Consider the following 17,004-nt stretch of genomic DNA (forward strand, 5'->3'; position numbering starts at 1 on the left):
CGTGGAGTTTATGGCCGAGCGGCACGTTCGCTTACCGCGCCCCCTGCCGACCCGCCGAAAGCCGCGTCCGGTCAGACTCCGGCGAGTAGCGCCTTGGTGCGACCGGGGTGGTTGGTCGCGACCCAGCTGACGCCCAGGTCGGCGCACAACGTGACATCTTCGGGATCGTCGACGGTCCAGCAGTAGGTGGCCCGCCCCGCGGCGGCGGCCTTGTCGACCAGTTCGGGATGCTCACGCAGGGTTTTCACCGACGGGCCCACCGCGGTAGCGCCGACCGTGGTGGCCGCGCCGCCGCCGAGAAACCGCGACGATTCGCCGAGCAGCACCGTCGGCAGCAGTGGTGCCGCGCGGCGGATCCGCCAGACCGCGGTCGCCGCGAACGACATCACCACCGCGCGGGAATGATCGGCCGAAGCGGGCGTGGCGATGCCGAAGCGCTGCAGTTCGGCGAGCACCTTGTTCTCCACCAGCGCGCCGTAGCGCACCGGGTGTTTGGTCTCGATGAACAGTTTCGTCGGGCGGGTGCGCCAGTCGAGGACGAGTCCGATCAGGTCGCTGAGCGCGAGCACGCCCTGCGGCGCTTCGTCGGTCCCGAAGTTCATGTCGCGCAGCTCGTCCAGCGTCAGTTCGCTGACCAGGCCGGTGGCGTCGGCGGTGCGGTCGACGGTGCGGTCGTGCACGCAGACCAGGTGGCCGTCGCGGGTGAGCCGGACGTCGCATTCCACACCGTCGGCCCCTTCCTGCAGGGCTAGCTCGTACGCGGCGAGAGTGTGCTCGGGTCGTGCCGCCGACGCGCCACGATGCGCCACCACGAAGGGTGGACGATTGTTCTGGCTCACTTGGCCACGACCTCCTCCTGCGTATTCTCGCCTGTCCGGACAGCATCCGCGCGTTCGACCTCATCGTGCCCGGCATCGTCGAGCGCCGCGACAGCGCCCGGCTCGACGGGCGCGATGACGACCTCCGCGGGGTCGGCCGCCATCACCCAACGATGCGCGGACCTGATGTCGCCGCGCAGGTCGCGACCTTCCAGCGTGCGCACCATCCACAGCGTGAGCACCGCGAACCCGGCCGCGCACAGGTTGGTGAAACCGGTGAACGAGACACCGTCGGCCTCGGCCTGCAGGGTCGACGCGTCGCGCCACAGCGTCGCCGCGATCAACAGCAGCCCGCTGAACACCCAGGCGGCCCACCAGATCCGCACGGCCCGCCACGAGCGCGGATCGGGGTCGGTGCCGAGGAGCTCGGTGAGGAACACTCCCGGCCAGATCAGATTGACGCCCGGCACAAGGCATCCCGCGATCAGCGACCAGCGCTTGCGCGGGTCACGCCTGCCGTAGGCGGTGAACACGATCGTGCGCGCCTCGATCAGCCAGGCGACCAGCGCCACCGCGGTCACCAGCGCGTAGATCGGCGCGATGACGCCGAACACCAGCACCGTCGCGTCGGAGATCGACAGCAGCCAGCCGGGGATGAGCCGGGCGCGGTTCTGCAACAGGATCAGGTAGCGGCCGTACTCGGCCAGCCCGGCGAGCAGGAAGACGATCGTGGTGCCGATCAGCAGCCGGTCGCGCTGGGCGGCGATGCCGCGCAGTGGACGTTCCGGCGTGGGAGCCGGCGACGGTGGCGGGTCGAGCAGGCCCCAGGGCGGGGTCTGGGTGTAGCGCGGGGTCGGCCCGAGCGGGGCCGAGGTGGTGGCGCCCGCCTTACGGGTGCGGTGGTCGGGTCGGCGCGCGACCCAGCGGTAGTTGCGCTGGGTGGCGGGCGCGTCGACCTTGCCGGGCGAGAGCAGCACCCCTCGGCAGCGCGGGCACCAGTGCATCGGCGCGCCCTGCACAGCCCACCGCGCACCACAGCGTGCACATGGTTGCACCACCGAACTCACCCGCGCACCCCGCTTCCGGACTAGTAGATCTTGGCTTCGTGGTCGCCGTCGGCGACCACCGGGCGGCCGGTCTGCTGCCAGGCCACCATGCCCCCCGCGACGTTGACCGCTTCGTACCCGATGTGGGCGAGATACCGGACGACCTCGATGGACCGGCCGCCCTGTCTGCACACGACGTAGAGCTCGGCGTCGATATCGAGCTCGTCGAGGCGGGCTGGCACGTCGACCATCGGGATGTGGATCGCGCCCGGCGCGTGCCCGAGGTTCCATTCGTCGGGTTCGCGCACGTCGAGCAGCTGCGCACCCGGCGCGGGGTCCGCGTTGTCGAACGCGGCGGGTACCGCACCCACCGGCACGGCGGGGACATCGGAGCTCGTCACGCCTCGATCCTGCCATGCCACGCGCGTTGCCGGGCGAGCCTGTGCGAGGACGAGGTGCTGCGCGGGCCTCAGCTATCGGTCAGCACACAGTCAACGGGAACCGGCTGCCGACAACGCCGACAGCCGGGTGGAACCAGCCGGGAACGACCGATCCGGGACTCCCCTCCATGTCATCCCGGAGCGGTCGTTCGCCGCTGACGTCGGGATTCGTGGAGTGTGTTCTGTCCCGACATCTACTTGGACGCAAGCGGGACCGATTCGGTTCCATAAAAACGAGAACACTAGAGAAAATCTTAAATCCTGGGATCTGGGCGGCCAGATCGGTAGCCTGGGCGCATGAACGTGAGCAGGGGGCTACTCGACAGTTTCGACATCAACGGCTTGAATACCGCTTTGTCCGAATCCACGTGTCTAGGGGTAGAAGTGGATGCCGCGGCGGGCCGGCTGCAACTCGCTCTGGAGGTGCTGACGCTACCCACGGATGGACCCGCGCCGATCGACACGAAAGTTCTGCTCACCTTCACCGGAGTCACCCGCGTCGCGGCCTCCCTGCGCATCCAGCGCTGGGACGATGTCGACGCCCGCGTGCTTCCCCTGAGCCTCGACCAGCTCGACGAGGCCATCGAGAGCTTCGGTGGCGGCGGGCTGCACGGCTGGGAGTTCATCGACCTCGACGACAGCGGTTGGACGCTGTGGAGCGAGTTGCTCAGCTTCGACACGGTGCTCGATCAGCGCATCGCCGCGCACGTCATCGAGTTCTCCCAGGAAGAAGGCATCGACCCGCGCGAACTCGACGTCCGCGTGTGGTTCGACAAGATCTCCGTCACCGACACCACGGGGCGTGAGATTCCGATGAACGAATTCATCGACGGTGGACGGCGCTGGTGGGACGCGCACGCCACCGGCGACGCCAGGACCACCAAAGCCGACATCGCACCGCCGCTGTAATTTTGAGCGCTGGCGCGCTCGAGCGGGGCCCTTCGGGCCCCTGATCTTCCCTCCCTCCGGGTACTCCTTCGTCGCACCCTCCACTCAGCCAGATCAGGGCGGGCCCCTTCAGAGACATCCGGGCCTCAGGGAATCGGGGGCACGGTTCGCGGGTTGCACGGGGCGGGTGTACGAATGATGGTTGGTGTTGTCGTCCGAACTGGGCGCACACAGCCCGACACACGGAAAGGGACATCGTGGCCGTCTACACGCTGCCGGAACTGGATTACGACTTCGGCGCACTGGAGCCTCACATCTCCGGTGAGATCAACGAGATCCACTACACCAAGCACCACGCCGCCTACGTCGCAGGCGCGAACAAGGCACTCGAGCAGCTCGAGGAAGCCCGTGAGTCCGGCGACCTGGCTGCCATCCTGCTGCTGGAGAAGAACCTGGCCTTCCACCTCGGTGGCCACTACAACCACTCCGTCTGGTGGAAGAACCTCTCCCCCAACGGTGGCGACCAGCCGGACGGCGACCTGGCCGCGGCCATCGCCGACCAGTTCGGTTCGTTCGACAAGTTCCGCGCGCAGTTCACCGCTGCCGCCAACGGGCTGCAGGGCTCCGGCTGGGCCGTCCTGGGTTACGACACCCTCGGCCAGAAGCTGCTGACCTTCCAGCTGTACGACCAGCAGGCCAACGTGCCCACCGGCATCATCCCGCTGCTGCAGGTGGACATGTGGGAGCACGCCTTCTACCTGCAGTACAAGAACGTCAAGGCCGATTACGTGACCGCGTTCTGGAACGTCGTCAACTGGGCTGACGTGCAGGACCGCTTCGCCCGGGCCGTCGGCCAGGGCAAGGGCCTCATCTTCGGGTGAGTTAAGCCTTTCAACGGGCCCGCATGCGACTTTCGCATGCGGGCCCGTTGTCGTTTTGCCCGATTAGCACTCTTTGGTACTTGTGTGCCAGACGGGTTTGGGGCTATTCCTGTCATACGGGCACAGTCGCCCCCGTTAGTCGGGAGGCCATCATGAATACACAGGGTCCGATCGGGATCACGCCGTTTCAGGCGCGTGGACGATTGAGCGGGTTCGTGGTGTCGGGGCGGTGGCCGGATACCACCAAGGAATGGGCTCAGGTGCTGGTGCTGGCCGTGCGGGTGGCGTCGATGCCTGGCCTGCTGGTGACCAGCACGGTGTTCGGGGTGCGCGAGGAGCTACCCGACGACCCGGAACCGGGCACGGTGGGCCTGGTGATGGCCGAGGGGCCGGTACTCGGTGATCAAGCGATCGAACCAGGCCGGTTCGCCGCGCACACCCCGCCGGCGCTGCTGATGCTGCATCCGCCGTCGGAGACCCGTCCATCGCTGCCCGAATGCGCGGGCGCAGCCTCGGGCTGCGTGTTGCTGCCCGGCGTGCCGCACCTCGGTTTGGAGCATCGCGCGGCATGGGCCGAGGCCGAGCTCGACGGCACGATCACCTCGCTGGTGAGCCGGGTCGGGATGGATCTGATCAGCGACCCCGATACCGCCGTGCTCGCAATGCTGCTGGCGGCCTGAATCTTTCGCCCGCGACGGGCGGGCGAATGTTCAGCAACGGGTCTGCGTGCCACAGAAATCAGGGAAACCGAACTATCACCGCCGTATACCCAAACTTATTGTGCCCATTGAGATTTGGATTACCAGGACTTGGCATACCGGGAGCAACCGGACTAGAGTGGTGGACAGCGAAGGGGAGTAGCCCGCAATCGCCCAGTCGACATACTGATCGCCGCCGAATTCGGCGCGGTCCGGCTGTGTGAACCGGTGATCACCGGTGGGCGAGACCTTCGGCCACGAACCGATCCGTCGACCGGTGTGGCTGAGGGCGCACCCGTCTTTCAGCCACAGGCCGGAGTATTTTCCTGGGAGCTGACTTCATGATCGCCACGATCCTGCTGAGCTTCGGCGTGCTCTTCCTCGCCGAACTCGGCGACAAATCGCAACTCATGGCGCTGACCTTCTCGCTGCGCTACCGCTGGTGGGTGGTGCTGGCGGGCATCAGCGTCGCCAGCGTGGCCGTGAACCTCATCGCCGCGGGCGTCGGCCACTTCCTCGGCGCCGCCCTGCCCGCCAACGCCATCGCCGTCATCACCGCGCTCACCCTGCTGGTGGTCGGCCTCTGGACCCTGCGCGACGCGCTGAGCAGCGACAACGACTCCGACGAAGCCCCGGAGCCGCCGAGCGCCCGCAACGCCTTCCTGGTGGTCATCTCCGCCTTCACCCTCGCCGAACTCGGCGACCGCACCATGTTCGCCGCCGCCGCCCTCGCCTCCAACAACAACTGGCTGGCCGTGTGGATCGGCTCGGTCGCCGGCATGGTCGCCGCGGGCGGACTGGCGATCCTGGTCGGCAAGCTCGCGGGCAAGCATCTTCCCGAACGCGGCATCGCCATCGCCTCTGGCCTGCTGTTCCTGTTCTTCGCCGGCAAAACCGTCCTCGACGCGTTCGTCCCCGCGCTCAGCGGTTGGGGTTCGGCGGGCGTCGCCCTGATCGCGCCCGCGGTGCTCGGCCTCGGCGTCCTGGTGTGGCGTCGGCGCGGGCTGTCCGCAGCGCGGGCGAGCGAGCTCGCTGACGTCCAGAGCTGAGTTCGGAAACCTTCGGGGGGCGCGGCACCGAGCGGTCGCCGCGCCGCTTGCACTGGATCTGGGCCACCCCACGAAGTTCGATACGGGCGAGTCTGTTGCGTGTCCCCAGCATTCGGCGGTTGAATTACTCGATGACAGCGGCCGCCGACGATGCGGGCTCAGCGACACTCGGCCGATCGACGACGGCCTTTGATCATCTACATCTCGCGCCGTCCGCCACCTATTTCGGCGGTGATGACCCCGACAGCCTCGCGGCAGCCCCTACCGAATGGGGTCTGTGGGCGACGATCGAGGGTCAGCAGGTGCTGGTCTGTGGTTGCAGCGATGGGACCTTGCGATTTCAGTCGGGGGATACCGGACACCTCACGGGCCGCCGCTCGAGCAGCGTCATAAGGTCTGTTCTCACCCGGAGCGAGTCGCGGGAGGAATCCACCGGGCGGTCGATGTACTCGCGGGTCGACGGCAGCGGGCCTGCGCTGTGGGGCGTGCAGACCGAGGCGGATGGGGAGTGGTTGCTGGCTGTCGGGATGGGCAATGGCGATGTTCGCGTCTGCGCCCCACCCGAGTGGAGCGACACGGATCTCTCGGCGCGCCGGATCCCTCCCGAGATCCCCGACTGGGACCCGCTCTGGGTCTTCAGCGCCCAACCGGGCGGCCCGGCACGATGGGGCGCGTGGTCCTCGATCGACGGGCGGCCGACCCTGGCTTGCGGATACGGCAACGGTGCGGTGGTCATCCGTCAAGTCCCAGGCAGGCGATCTGCCTCCGCCGCGGGCAATCCGGCTTCACGCGACATCGAACACCTACTCCGGGGCCACGTCGCCCCGACGCGCTGGGGTGCGTGGAACGAGGGCTCACAACTGCTCGCTACCGGGGACGACGACGGCGTCATCATCGTCTGGCGAATTCGACCGAACGACCCCGTCCCTTGGGAAAGCGTAGGGAGAGTCGAGGTCGGCAGCGCCGTCACCTGCGGCACCTGGATCGATCACACCGAAGACGATCGGTTGCTGATCGTCGGCACCGAGCGCGGGGAGGTCGAAGCTTTCCTGTCCGTCGGGGACAGACGTCTCGAGCGCACCCCACTGTTCGACAACCACCCCGCACGTCAAGCCAGCGTGGCAAACACGCAAGGCAGAGGCGCCCGATGGTTGACCTCGTTCGAGGACACATACCTCTGGTTGGCGTGCGGCTTCGACGACGGCTTGTCTGTCCTGTCGAAGGTCCGCATCGACGTCCGGCCCTCCCGAGCACCCGACCCGCTGAATCCCGCGGGAATCGAGGTGGCACATATGGAGCTGCCTCCCTCACCGATCGGACCGAGCACCTGGGGCTCGTGGGCAAAGGTCAATGACATCCCAGTGTTGGCGGCCGGCTACGCCAACGGCAGCGTGCAGCTGCACGTCTTCGATCATCGGTTGGTAGTCGACCTGACATCGGGACGATCCCAAGGCAATTGGGGAATGTGGCAGCTGATCGACGACATCCCCACGCTCACCACCGGCGACGCGACCAGCGGAACTGTCACCGTCTGGCGACTCCACGCCGAAGTCCAACACCCCAGACTCCCCGCCTACCGCACCGACAACACCACCACCGTCGACCAGCTGGACCGAACCACCGAGGCAAAAGCTCTCGCCGAACTTGTCACCTCCGCCTCGACCAGCCTCCCGCTCGCCGTTGGGCTGTTCGGTGAGTGGGGCGAGGGCAAAAGTCATTTCCTCGGGCTCTTGCGCGAACAAGTGCGCGACGCCAAGAAGCAGCAATGGGCGTGCCACCACGTACGGCAGGTAAGTTTCAATGCCTGGCACTATGCCGAAACCGATCTGTGGTCCAGTCTGGTCACCGAGATGTTCGGGCAGTTGTCCCGCCCTGAAGGCACCGATCTCGTGACCGCGCAACGTCAGATGTCGCGGCTGGAGGCCAAACTCGTTGCCGCGCATCGTATCGACGAACGGATCGCTGCGGAGTCGGAGCGCATCGCGGAACTGGAGTCCGACCCGACCCCACCGTGGTGGCGGATGGAATTGTCAGCTTTGCGCGTTGCGTTCTCGAACACATTGTGGGAGCAGGCGAAGCAGCAGAGCGATGCGCTGGATCAGCGGATCCAGACCGCCACCGACGAGCAGTGGTGGAAAGACGCGCGCGACGTAGCAGCGTTGTGTAACAAGGGAAACCGAATCCGCTGGACGCTGACAATGATCCTGATCACCACCGGCGTCGTCGGCCTGTTCTTCCTCACCGATTTGGCCCGTGGCGCCAGCACGGCCGCAGTGGTCATCGCCATCGCGTTCCTGCAGCGGCTGCACCACACGAGTAAGCGGTACACTAACTCGATCGCCGAGCTCATGCGCAAGGTGGACATCGAACGCACGCGAATCGAAGGCGAGCGCGCGACGGCGTTGGCAGTCAGCCGGGCAAATCTCGACGCCTTGCGCCGCGAGAAGCACCGACTCACTGCCGCAGGGCAATTGGCGGGCCTGGTCACCGACCGCGCGGCCGAGGGCGGCTACCGAAGCAGCCTCGGCGTGATGACCCGCATCCGCGAGGACTTCGAGGAGATGTCGCGGCTGTTGCTCGGCAATGAACCGGACTCTCCGCGCACCGCAGTGGATTCTGTGGGAGACGGGCTACCGTCCATCGACCGCATCGTCCTCTACATCGATGACCTGGACCGTTGCCCGCCCCAGCGCGTCGTGCAGCTCCTCGAGGCCATCCACCTTCTACTCGCGGTCGAGCTGTTCGTCGTTGTCGTTGCCGTGGACCCACGCTGGATGCTGCGTTCGATCGCCACGCATTACCGCGAAATGCTCATGTCCGGACCTGAATCAGACGGCCTGGTGGTCGATCCCGATGATGACGGCCATTGGTCGTCGACTCCGCCGCAGTACTTGGAGAAGATCTTCCAGGTGGTGTTCACCCTGCCTCCGCTCGCATCCGGCGGGTATCTGTCGATGATGAACACACTCATCGGTCGCCGAGGCGAGGCGCCGAACGATGCCGTGCCGGTCGAACGGTCCACCGTGACAGCGACTCCCCCACCGCAGGTGCAAACCCATCGCCAGGAATCCCTCCCCGCGAAGCAACGCAGCACCACCACGGTCCCCGACCTCGGCCACATCGAGCTCACCGAGACCATCGCGCCGATGACCATGAGCGACAACGAGATCACCTTGCTCGGACTCCTCGGTCCGCCACTCATCAATACGCCGCGCTCGGTCAAACGCCTGGCCAACAGCTACGGCTTGTTCTCCGCGATCGAGCGCATCCGATCCGATGAAGGTACCGACGAAGCCCGTCTTCCCGCCCTCGTGCTGCTCGGAACTCTGGTCGCGTTCCCCCAGCTGGGGCCGGTGCTGCTGACGCATCTGGACGCCGCACCCTCGACCTCGACCTGGCCCGAATTCGTCGATGGACTGTACCCACAGTCGTCCACCGAACAGTGGGCCAACGCCGCCGACACCAAGCTCACAGCGTCCGAAGCCGAAGCGTGGCAGCTGCTTTCGTCGGCATTGCGCGGTATCGGTACGCGCGCCGAACAGGTCGGGATTGTGCTGCCCGAGGACATCACGGCGTGGCAGCGGTGGATTCACCAGGTCGGCAGGCTGTCCTTCCCAGCGGGTCGGGTGGTTTCCGGGCTCAGCCGAAAAAAGGGCTAGGCGAAGGCGTTGCCGTAGAGGGTGCCGGAGCGGCGGGCCAGGGCGATCAGCTGGTCCTTGATGCCGCGCAGGCTTTCCGGGTCGTCGGCGGCGATGCGGCCGGTGACCATGGCGCCGATGGCGGCGGCCAGGGTCGCGCAGGCGAATCGCTGGTCCTCGGTTTCGGCGCCGAGCATGGTGGAGACCACCTCGACGAATCGCTGCTGCAGGGCCATGCGCGCCTCGATGGCCGACGGACCGACCGCGAAGACCTCCACGAGGAACAGCCGGGCCGAGGCCGGGTCGTCGATCATGTGGTCGAAGTAGGCGGTGAGGATGCGGTCCATTCTGGTGAGTGCGTCGGTGTCGGCGCAGTCGGCGATCACCGTCTGGAGCTTCTCGGCCAGCGCGCTCGATACCCGGTCGAAGGCCGCGTTGAAGCAGTCCTCCTTCGACCGGAACAGCTCGTAGAACGTTTCCCGTGAAACCCCGGCGCGCTTGAGCACGGCCGCGACCGGCGTGCCGACATAGCCGCCCACGGTCATCGCCTCCCCCATCGCGACGAGAATGCGCTCACGCTGAGAGGCGATGACTTCTTCGCGTGAGAGGTGGTGGCGTCCACGCGGAAGTTGTTGCCGCAGTGTCGAATCGCTCATGGTTGCCGTTCCATTCTGCGGGGCCGGGCCGGTTGTTCGGTGGTGAAGGGGACGTCCTCGGTGCGGGCGATGTCGATGGCGCGGGCCAGGCGGTCACCCTGCACGCGCTGCACGACCAGTTGGGCCAGCAGCCGGAACGGCCGGACCAACGCTACCCACCAGGGTGAGACCACGGTCTTGCGCCGTCGGGCGATGGCTCGTTCCAGCGCTTCGACCGCGGGGCCGACGGGTGAACTCCCGGTGAGGCTGGTCTCCCCCAGCACGGTGTGCGCGGCCGCCGTACCGAATCCACGCACCGTCATGTCGGTGTCGATTCCGGCGAAATAGCTGACCCCCACCTTGGCCCCGGTCGACCGGAGTTCCGCGCGCAGTGTGGCGCCGAGCGAGGCGACCGCCGCGGCCGAGGCGCTGTAGGCCCCGCCGAGCGGCAACTGTACGGCGGTGGAGATCGACGACATCATCAGCACATACCCGCCCGGATGCGAAAGATGCGCGCCCGCCGCCGACACCGTGTAGGCGACCCCGAGCACGTTCACCGCGAGGGTTTCCTCCAGCACCGACGGATCCCCGCCGATCATCGCCATCTGCTTGGCGACTCCCGCGTTGGCCACCAGCACATCGAGCCCGCCGAGTTCGGCGACCAGCACCTCGACCACCCGCTCGACCTGCGCCCGATCGGCCACATCGCAATACCGCCACGGCACATCACCGCATTCTGCGGCCACTTCGGCCAGCAGTTCCGGCTCCAGCCCGAGCAAGGCGACATGGGCTCCGTGCGCGGCCAGCCTGCGAGCGAGCGCGGCACCGATCCCACGAGCAGCCCCGGTGATCAGGACCTTGCGTCCGGCTACCGAAGGACCGGCGAACGATCTCATGACGGCACGCTACCACCGGTAAACACCGGTGTTCACGACGATTTCCCCAGCACTGCGGATGCGTGTTCCAGACCACACCCGGTTCACGCTAGGGTGCCACTATTGGCAAGCGGCACAATAAGCCGCCATTCAATACAGGAGGATTTGTCGTGGAGATTTCGGGTTCCGCTGCCATCGTTACGGGAGGCGCGTCCGGTCTCGGTGCCGCCACCGCCAAGCGCCTCGCCGACGCGGGCGCCACTGTGTTCGGACTTGACGTTCCCGCGTCCATCGAGCGCGCGGGCGACAACGTGCCCGCCGGCGTCACCTTGATCGCGGCCGACGTGACCAGCGGTGACGAGGTCGCCGCCGCGATCGCCCAGATCACCGAGGGCCCGGCGCCGCTGCGCATCGTGGTGAACTGTGCCGGTGTCGGCTGGGCGGGTCGCATCCTGTCCAAGAACGGCCCGCACGACCTGGAGCTTTTCCGCACCGTCATCACCGTGAACCTGCTCGGCACGTTCAACGTGATGCGCCTGGCCGCCGACGCCATCGCCAAGACCGAACCGGTCGACGAGTACGGCCAGCGCGGCGTGGTCATCAACACCGCCTCGGTCGCGGCCTTCGAGGGCCAGGTCGGCCAGATCGCCTACTCCGCGTCCAAGGGCGGCGTCCACGGCATGACCGTCCCCGCCGCGCGCGACCTCGCCCAGTTCGGCATCCGCGTCAACACCATCGCCCCCGGCATCATCGACACCCCGATGCTCGCCGGCGTCACCCCCGAATACCGCGCGGGCCTCGAAGCCGGCGTCCCGTTCCCGTCGCGCCTCGGCCGTCCCGACGAGTACGCCCAGCTGGTGGAGTACATCGCGTCCCACGACTACCTCAACGGCGAGACCATCCGCATGGATGGTGCGCTGCGCATGGCCCCGCGCTAGTCACGCGGCACACCCTCACGGCGCTCTGCCCACCCGGGCAGGGCGCCGTCGGCGTCTTCAGGGCGCGGTGCCGATGCCGAAGAGGGCGGTGGTGCGCAGCGGGGTGTTCGGGCGGTAGGTGACGGTGAGGTGGGCGATGGCCGCTTCGCTGCGCCGCTGCCATTCCTCTTCGCCCACTTCGTCTCTCACGACAGCCAGCGGCGCGCTGCTGCGGGTCACCGATTCCCACAGGGCGGTGGCGTCCGGGTAGCGGATCTCGGCGGTGTGCTGCTGGATCCGCACGTCGAGCAGGCCCGCCGCGCGCATCTCCGCGTCGAACACCTTGGGATTCTGGAGGCTGCGCGAATCCGGCTGCGGGAGTGTGGCTGTCGGGTCCGCCGCGGTCAGTGCGCCGAACAGTGCACGCATGAGGGAGGATTCGGCCGCGGGCGCCCAGGCGGCGACCACCGCGGTGCCGCCGGGGCGCAGGACGCGACGCAGCTCGGCGAAGCCCTCGGGCCGGTCAGGGAAGAACATCAGCCCGAACAGGGAGAAGCCCGCGTCGAATCGGTTGTCCTCGTAAGGCAGGGCCTGTCCGTCGCCGACCTGCGCGGTGATCGTGGGGTGATCGGCGGCCGCCGCGACCAGCTGGTCGATCATCGACGGCGAGAGATCGATGGCTTGCACCCGAGCGCCGAGCTCGGCGGCGGCGATGCTCAACAACCCGGTACCCGCCGCGACGTCGACGATCTCCGATTCCGAGCTGAGAGTGACGTATTCGAGCGCGTGCGCGGCGAAGGGCGCGAGCACGGTCGCACCGGTCTCTGCATATCCCTCGGCGACGAGGTCCCACGGACGAACATCGGAGGACAACTGTTCTGACATAACAACATTCATACCGGGCGGGAGAAGGTGATCAGGGCGCGGCCGGGGCCGTTGTAGTCGGGGACGGGGCCGGCGACCGCGAAGCCGAGGCTGCGGTGGAAGTCGATCGAGGTGAAGTTGGCGGGCGAGGTGATCGCGGTGACCGTGGTGCGGTTGTCGGAGCGGGCGATGGTGAAGAACGCTTCGTAGAGGGTTCTGCCCAGGCCGGCCTTGCGGGCATCCGGGCGGACGGCGACGAAGTGGATGTAGGCGGTGTAGGGGTCGGAGGGTGAGCCGAAACCCACCAGGAAACCGGAGATCCCGTTGTCGTCGGAGGCGATCAGGCTGGTGCGATGGAAGTGGTCGAGGAACATGCGGGGAAGGTTGTGGACGGCCGCTCTACCCCACCAGTTGTCGACCACGCCGATGATGCTGTCGTAGTCATCGGGTCTTGCGCGACGAATCTCGTGCCCCACCATCACTCCATGGTGACCCCGATGTGGGCGCTCAGCACCGGAATTGCTGGTGAACAAAACTGCCCGCCGCCGAAACGGCAGCGGGCAGTTCAGGATTTCCCAGATCAGACCGTGCGGGTGAGGCGCTCGGTCAGCAGCTGGGCGAAGCGGGCCGGGTCTTTGAGTTCGCCGCCCTCGGCGAGTACCGCAGTGCCGTAGAGGAGCTCGGCGGTTTCGGCGAGTTCGGGGACCTTGCCCTCGTCCGCGTCGGACTTGCGGGCGTCGTAGGCGTCGCGCAGGCCCGTCACCAGGGGGTGGGTCGGGTTGAGCTCCAGAATGCGCTTGGACTCCGGCAGTGCCTGGCCCGAGGCCCGGTACATGCGCTCGAGCATGGGGGTGAAGTCGTAGACGTCACCGACCAGGCAGGCGGGCGAGGTGGTGAGACGGTTGGTGAGGCGCACTTCCTTGGCGACATCGGTCAGCGTGCCGCCGAGCCAGGTGAGCAGGTCGCCGAAGTCCTTGTCCTGCTGTTCGCGCAGGGCTTCGGTTTCCTTCTTCTCGTCCTCGGTTTCCAGGTCGACCTCGCCCTTGGCGATGGACTGGAACGTCTTGCCCTGGAATTCCGGTACCGAACCGACCCACATCTCGTCGACCGGATCGGTGAGGATCAGCACCTCACGACCCTTGGCCGTGAAGGCTTCCAGGTGCGGCGAATTCTCCACCTGCGCACGGCTTTCACCGGTCATGTAGTAGATCGAGTCCTGGCCGTCCTTCATCCGCTCCACGTACTGCGCGAGCGTGGTGAGCTCGGACTCCGAGGCGGTGGAGGCGAAAGACGAGACGGTGAGCAGAGTTTCGCGGTTGTCGGTATCGGAGAGCAAGCCCTCCTTGAGGACTCGGCCGAACTGCGCCCAAAACGTCTGGTACTTGGTCTGATCCTCGGCGCCCTGCATGTCCTTGACCGTGGACAGCACCTTCTTCACCAGGCGCTTGCGGATCATCTGGATCTGGCGGTCCTGCTGCAGGATCTCGCGGGAGACATTGAGCGAAAGGTCCTGGGCGTCGACGACTCCCTTGACGAAACGCAGGTACTCCGGCATCAACTCTTCGCAGTTGTCCATGATGAACACGCGACGCACGTAGAGCTGGACACCGCGCTTGTGCTCACGGGTGAACAGGTCGAACGGCGCGATCGACGGAATGAACAGCAGCGCTTGGTATTCGAAGGTGCCCTCGGCCTTCATGGGGATGATCTCGAGCGGCTCGTCCCAGGCGTGGCTGACGTGGTGGTAGAACTCCTTGTACTCCTCCTCGCTCACCTCGCTGCGCGGCCGCGTCCACAACGCCTTCTGCGAGTTGAGGATCTGGTCCTCGACGATGGTCTTGTCGACCTTGTCCTCGCCCTCGCCCTCGGTCACTGTGCGCTCGACCTGCATGCGGATCGGCCAGGCGATGAAGTCGGAGTACTTGCGGACGATCTCGCGCAGCTTCCATTCCTGCGTGTAATCGAAGAGGTGATCGTCTTCGTCGGCGGGCTTGAGCTCGAGGGTCACCGAGGTGCCCTGTGGTGCGTCGGCGACGGTGTCGATGGAGTAGGTGGAGCTGCCCGCGGCGGCTTCCCAGCGGGTGCCTTCGGTCTCGCCCGCCTTACGGGTGGTGAGGACGACCTTGTCGGCGACCATGAAGGTGGAGTAGAAGCCGATGCCGAACTGGCCGATCAGCTCCTCGGCGGCGGCGTCGGACTTGGCCTCGGTCAGCTTGCGGCGCAGGTCGGCGGTGCCGGATTTGGCGAGGGTGCCGATCAGGTCGATCACTTCGGCGCGGGACATGCCGATGCCGTTGTCGCGGACGGTCAGGACACGCTTGTCCTGGTCGACCTCCAGCTCGATGTGCAGGTCGGAGGTGTCTGCGCCCAGGTCTTTGTCCTGGTAGGTGGCAAGTTTGAGCTTGTCCAGCGCATCGGAAGCGTTCGAGATCAGCTCCCGCAGGAAGGTGTCTTTGTTGGAGTAGACCGAGTGGATCATCAGCTCGAGGAGCTGGTGGGTCTCGGCCTGGAACTCGAGGGTTTCGACGTGCTGCTCAGTCACGCCCTCGATGGTATTACCGCCCGAAATCGGCCAGTGAGGGCACCTCGGCAACCGCGCGCTTCGACATCCAGTCGCGCAGCACCTGGGTGGCGCGGACATCGTCTTCGTTGTAGACGAACAGGCGGGTGCGCTGTGACATGTCGATGGCGTCGTCGTAACCGACGGCGCGGCGGTACCAGCCCATCGAGGCCTCGCCGCCCGCTTCCGGATCACGCCAGCCGAATCCGGCGACCGGCGCGATCTTCTTGAGCCCCTTGCCGTTCGGGCAGATGAACTGCTCGGTGACAGCCTGGAACATGTCGACCCATTCCTTGGAGTCGACGAACGCGCGCACTTCCTCGTGGGTCGGGACGCCGGGGCGGCCCGCGAACCGGCGGGCCGATTCGTAGAGCCACTTGTCCTCGGCGGTTCGCGAATAGCAGTAGGCCGCAAAGGTTTTGCCCTGGGCATGGGCTTCGGCGCGCCGCTGCATCAGCCAGGTCCAGAACTCGCCGAACGAGCGGCCCTCATCCTCGGTGGGCAGCGGATCCCAGGTGACGAACGGGCGGTAGACGTCGTCGAGCAGGGTGCCCCACAGGTAGGCGCCGTCTTCCTGGTAACTCTCCAGGTCGACGTCGATCTCCACATCGGCGCGACGCACGCTGACCTGCTCGAACCGGCGCACCAGCGGGGCGCCGTCGATCCAGGCGCGGGCGGTGACGACGGTTTCGGCGAACGGTCCGTGCTGCCAGTCGTCGGGATCGTCGCCCTCCCACGCCGCCAGTTCGTCGACCGTTTCGATCCCGTGCAGGCGCAGCACGTCGGCCCGCGAACCCGGCGCGACCAGGCTCACATCTCGCATCTGCGCCAGCGTGGCCTCACAACTTGGTTCACCGTCCGGCCCGCGCACCCACCACGGGCACTGCCTGCACTCGGGCACCTTCGAAGGTTGGGTCGGCAATTCGCCGCGCACCACCGCGATCCGGTCGGCGTAGCGCTGGTCGTAGTCGGCCAGCACATTCGTCAGATCGTGCACCAGGATGCGGTCACTGACCAGGCCGATCGCGCCGCCGATCAGGGCGGGGCTGGCCATTCCGTAGCGCTGCAACATGCGGTACAGGTGGGCGAGGCGCTGCTGGTCGCGCGGCTGCGGGCGCAGTTTCACGTGCTTGTCGCGGCGGGGCTGCCAGCGGAACAGGTCCGAGGTCAGCGGGTGGAAATCGGCCGGGTCGGGCCTGCGCGGGTCGGTGACCTTGTGGTTGACCACGATGATCGGGATATAGCCGCCGCGATCCTCGTCGCGCAGCAGGATTTCGACGCCGCCGCGCCGCCCGGTATCGGCTTCCTGGGGAAGCAGCCCGCCCCAGATGCGCGGGGCGCCCGCCTCGATGGCGGCCATCGTCGCCGCGGCCTTGGCGGCGCCACGCAGTTCCGGGTCGATCACCACCCAGTCGGCGGGGGCGGCCGCGACCAGTTCGTCGCGGACCTTGGTGCGATGGGCGGTGGCGGCATCGCGCCGCTGCTGCACGCCCGGATCCTCGCGGACCTCGGCGAGCACGCCCGGATTCTCGGCATCGAGGCGCAGCCGATGCCTGCATCCGATCAGTGAACGCGCGTCCAGGAAGGCGGTGCGGAAATCCGCAGCGGAAGCGGGGACCGGGCTACGCACCGGCCCGCCGTCGAAGTCGTCCTCGGCTGCACGCACGCAAGCAGTATGGCCTCTACCCCCGACAC

Annotated in this window: 15 protein-coding genes; 6 read left to right on the forward strand and 9 right to left on the reverse strand. The window is 67.0% G+C overall.

What is annotated here, in order from left to right; translation table 11 throughout:
* Positions 1 to 71 precede the first annotated feature (71 nt).
* The 3 genes from ACFVJ5_RS20305 to ACFVJ5_RS20315 all read right to left on the reverse strand — a co-directional run bounded on the left by ACFVJ5_RS20305 (position 72) and on the right by ACFVJ5_RS20315 (position 2,265).
* A complete protein-coding gene (locus ACFVJ5_RS20305; RefSeq protein ID WP_101464998.1) occupies positions 72 to 839 on the reverse strand; it encodes a glycerophosphodiester phosphodiesterase in 768 nt (255 codons plus the stop codon).
* Entirely contained in the window at positions 836 to 1,822 is a 987-nt protein-coding gene (locus ACFVJ5_RS20310; protein WP_379222140.1) for a DUF4328 domain-containing protein, read from the reverse strand. Before ACFVJ5_RS20310 ends, ACFVJ5_RS20305 begins: the two co-directional genes overlap by 4 nt.
* Before the next feature lie 83 nt (positions 1,823 to 1,905).
* Entirely contained in the window at positions 1,906 to 2,265 is a 360-nt protein-coding gene (locus ACFVJ5_RS20315; protein WP_379222142.1) for a rhodanese-like domain-containing protein, read from the reverse strand.
* Between the two features lie 336 nt (positions 2,266 to 2,601).
* Between ACFVJ5_RS20315 and ACFVJ5_RS20320 the strand changes: the two genes are divergently transcribed.
* The 5 genes from ACFVJ5_RS20320 to ACFVJ5_RS20340 all read left to right on the forward strand — a co-directional run bounded on the left by ACFVJ5_RS20320 (position 2,602) and on the right by ACFVJ5_RS20340 (position 9,479).
* Positions 2,602 to 3,213, forward strand: a complete 612-nt coding sequence (locus tag ACFVJ5_RS20320) for a hypothetical protein (RefSeq protein ID WP_379222144.1) — start codon at positions 2,602 to 2,604, stop codon at positions 3,211 to 3,213.
* Positions 3,214 to 3,449: 236 nt separating this feature from the next.
* Entirely contained in the window at positions 3,450 to 4,073 is a 624-nt protein-coding gene (locus tag ACFVJ5_RS20325; RefSeq protein ID WP_194825332.1) for a superoxide dismutase, read from the forward strand.
* Between the two features lie 152 nt (positions 4,074 to 4,225).
* Positions 4,226 to 4,753: a peptidase gene (locus ACFVJ5_RS20330; protein WP_378637836.1), complete on the forward strand. Its 528-nt coding sequence runs from the start codon at positions 4,226 to 4,228 to the stop codon at positions 4,751 to 4,753.
* Positions 4,754 to 5,112: 359 nt separating this feature from the next.
* A complete protein-coding gene (locus tag ACFVJ5_RS20335) occupies positions 5,113 to 5,820 on the forward strand; it encodes a TMEM165/GDT1 family protein (protein ID WP_379222146.1) in 708 nt (235 codons plus the stop codon).
* Between the two features lie 131 nt (positions 5,821 to 5,951).
* Complete coding sequence (locus ACFVJ5_RS20340) at positions 5,952 to 9,479, forward strand: P-loop NTPase fold protein (protein ID WP_379222148.1); 3,528 nt, start codon at positions 5,952 to 5,954, stop codon at positions 9,477 to 9,479.
* Here the strand turns inward: ACFVJ5_RS20340 and ACFVJ5_RS20345 are convergent.
* Positions 9,476 to 10,114 (reverse strand): TetR/AcrR family transcriptional regulator, encoded by a 639-nt coding sequence (locus tag ACFVJ5_RS20345; RefSeq protein ID WP_379222150.1) that lies wholly within the window; start codon positions 10,112 to 10,114, stop codon positions 9,476 to 9,478. The two genes, ACFVJ5_RS20340 and ACFVJ5_RS20345, sit on opposite strands and share 4 nt — an antisense overlap.
* The gene (locus tag ACFVJ5_RS20350) at positions 10,111 to 10,989 is read right to left on the reverse strand and encodes an SDR family NAD(P)-dependent oxidoreductase (RefSeq protein ID WP_379222152.1); all 879 of its coding nucleotides are present in this window, start codon (positions 10,987 to 10,989) and stop codon (positions 10,111 to 10,113) included. Before ACFVJ5_RS20350 ends, ACFVJ5_RS20345 begins: the two co-directional genes overlap by 4 nt.
* Before the next feature lie 149 nt (positions 10,990 to 11,138).
* Here ACFVJ5_RS20350 and ACFVJ5_RS20355 point away from each other — a divergent pair, with 149 nt between their 5' ends.
* Positions 11,139 to 11,906, forward strand: coding sequence for an SDR family NAD(P)-dependent oxidoreductase (locus ACFVJ5_RS20355; protein ID WP_379222154.1), 768 nt, complete (start codon positions 11,139 to 11,141; stop codon positions 11,904 to 11,906).
* Positions 11,907 to 11,963: 57 nt separating this feature from the next.
* Here ACFVJ5_RS20355 and ACFVJ5_RS20360 read toward each other — a convergent pair whose 3' ends face one another.
* The 4 genes from ACFVJ5_RS20360 to ACFVJ5_RS20375 all read right to left on the reverse strand — a co-directional run bounded on the left by ACFVJ5_RS20360 (position 11,964) and on the right by ACFVJ5_RS20375 (position 16,939).
* Positions 11,964 to 12,770, reverse strand: coding sequence for a class I SAM-dependent methyltransferase (locus ACFVJ5_RS20360; protein WP_379222156.1), 807 nt, complete (start codon positions 12,768 to 12,770; stop codon positions 11,964 to 11,966).
* Positions 12,771 to 12,778: 8 nt separating this feature from the next.
* Entirely contained in the window at positions 12,779 to 13,228 is a 450-nt protein-coding gene (locus tag ACFVJ5_RS20365) for a GNAT family N-acetyltransferase (RefSeq protein WP_379222158.1), read from the reverse strand.
* Positions 13,229 to 13,329: 101 nt separating this feature from the next.
* On the reverse strand, positions 13,330 to 15,291 hold the full coding sequence (gene htpG / locus ACFVJ5_RS20370; protein ID WP_379222160.1) for a molecular chaperone HtpG: 1,962 nt from the start codon (positions 15,289 to 15,291) through the stop codon (positions 13,330 to 13,332).
* A gap of 13 nt (positions 15,292 to 15,304) precedes the next feature.
* Positions 15,305 to 16,939 (reverse strand): TM0106 family RecB-like putative nuclease, encoded by a 1,635-nt coding sequence (locus tag ACFVJ5_RS20375; protein WP_379222668.1) that lies wholly within the window; start codon positions 16,937 to 16,939, stop codon positions 15,305 to 15,307.
* Positions 16,940 to 17,004: the final 65 nt, after the last annotated feature.

Source organism: Nocardia sp. NPDC127606, from assembly GCF_042671725.1.
Taxonomy (GTDB): Bacteria; Actinomycetota; Actinomycetes; order Mycobacteriales; family Mycobacteriaceae; genus Nocardia.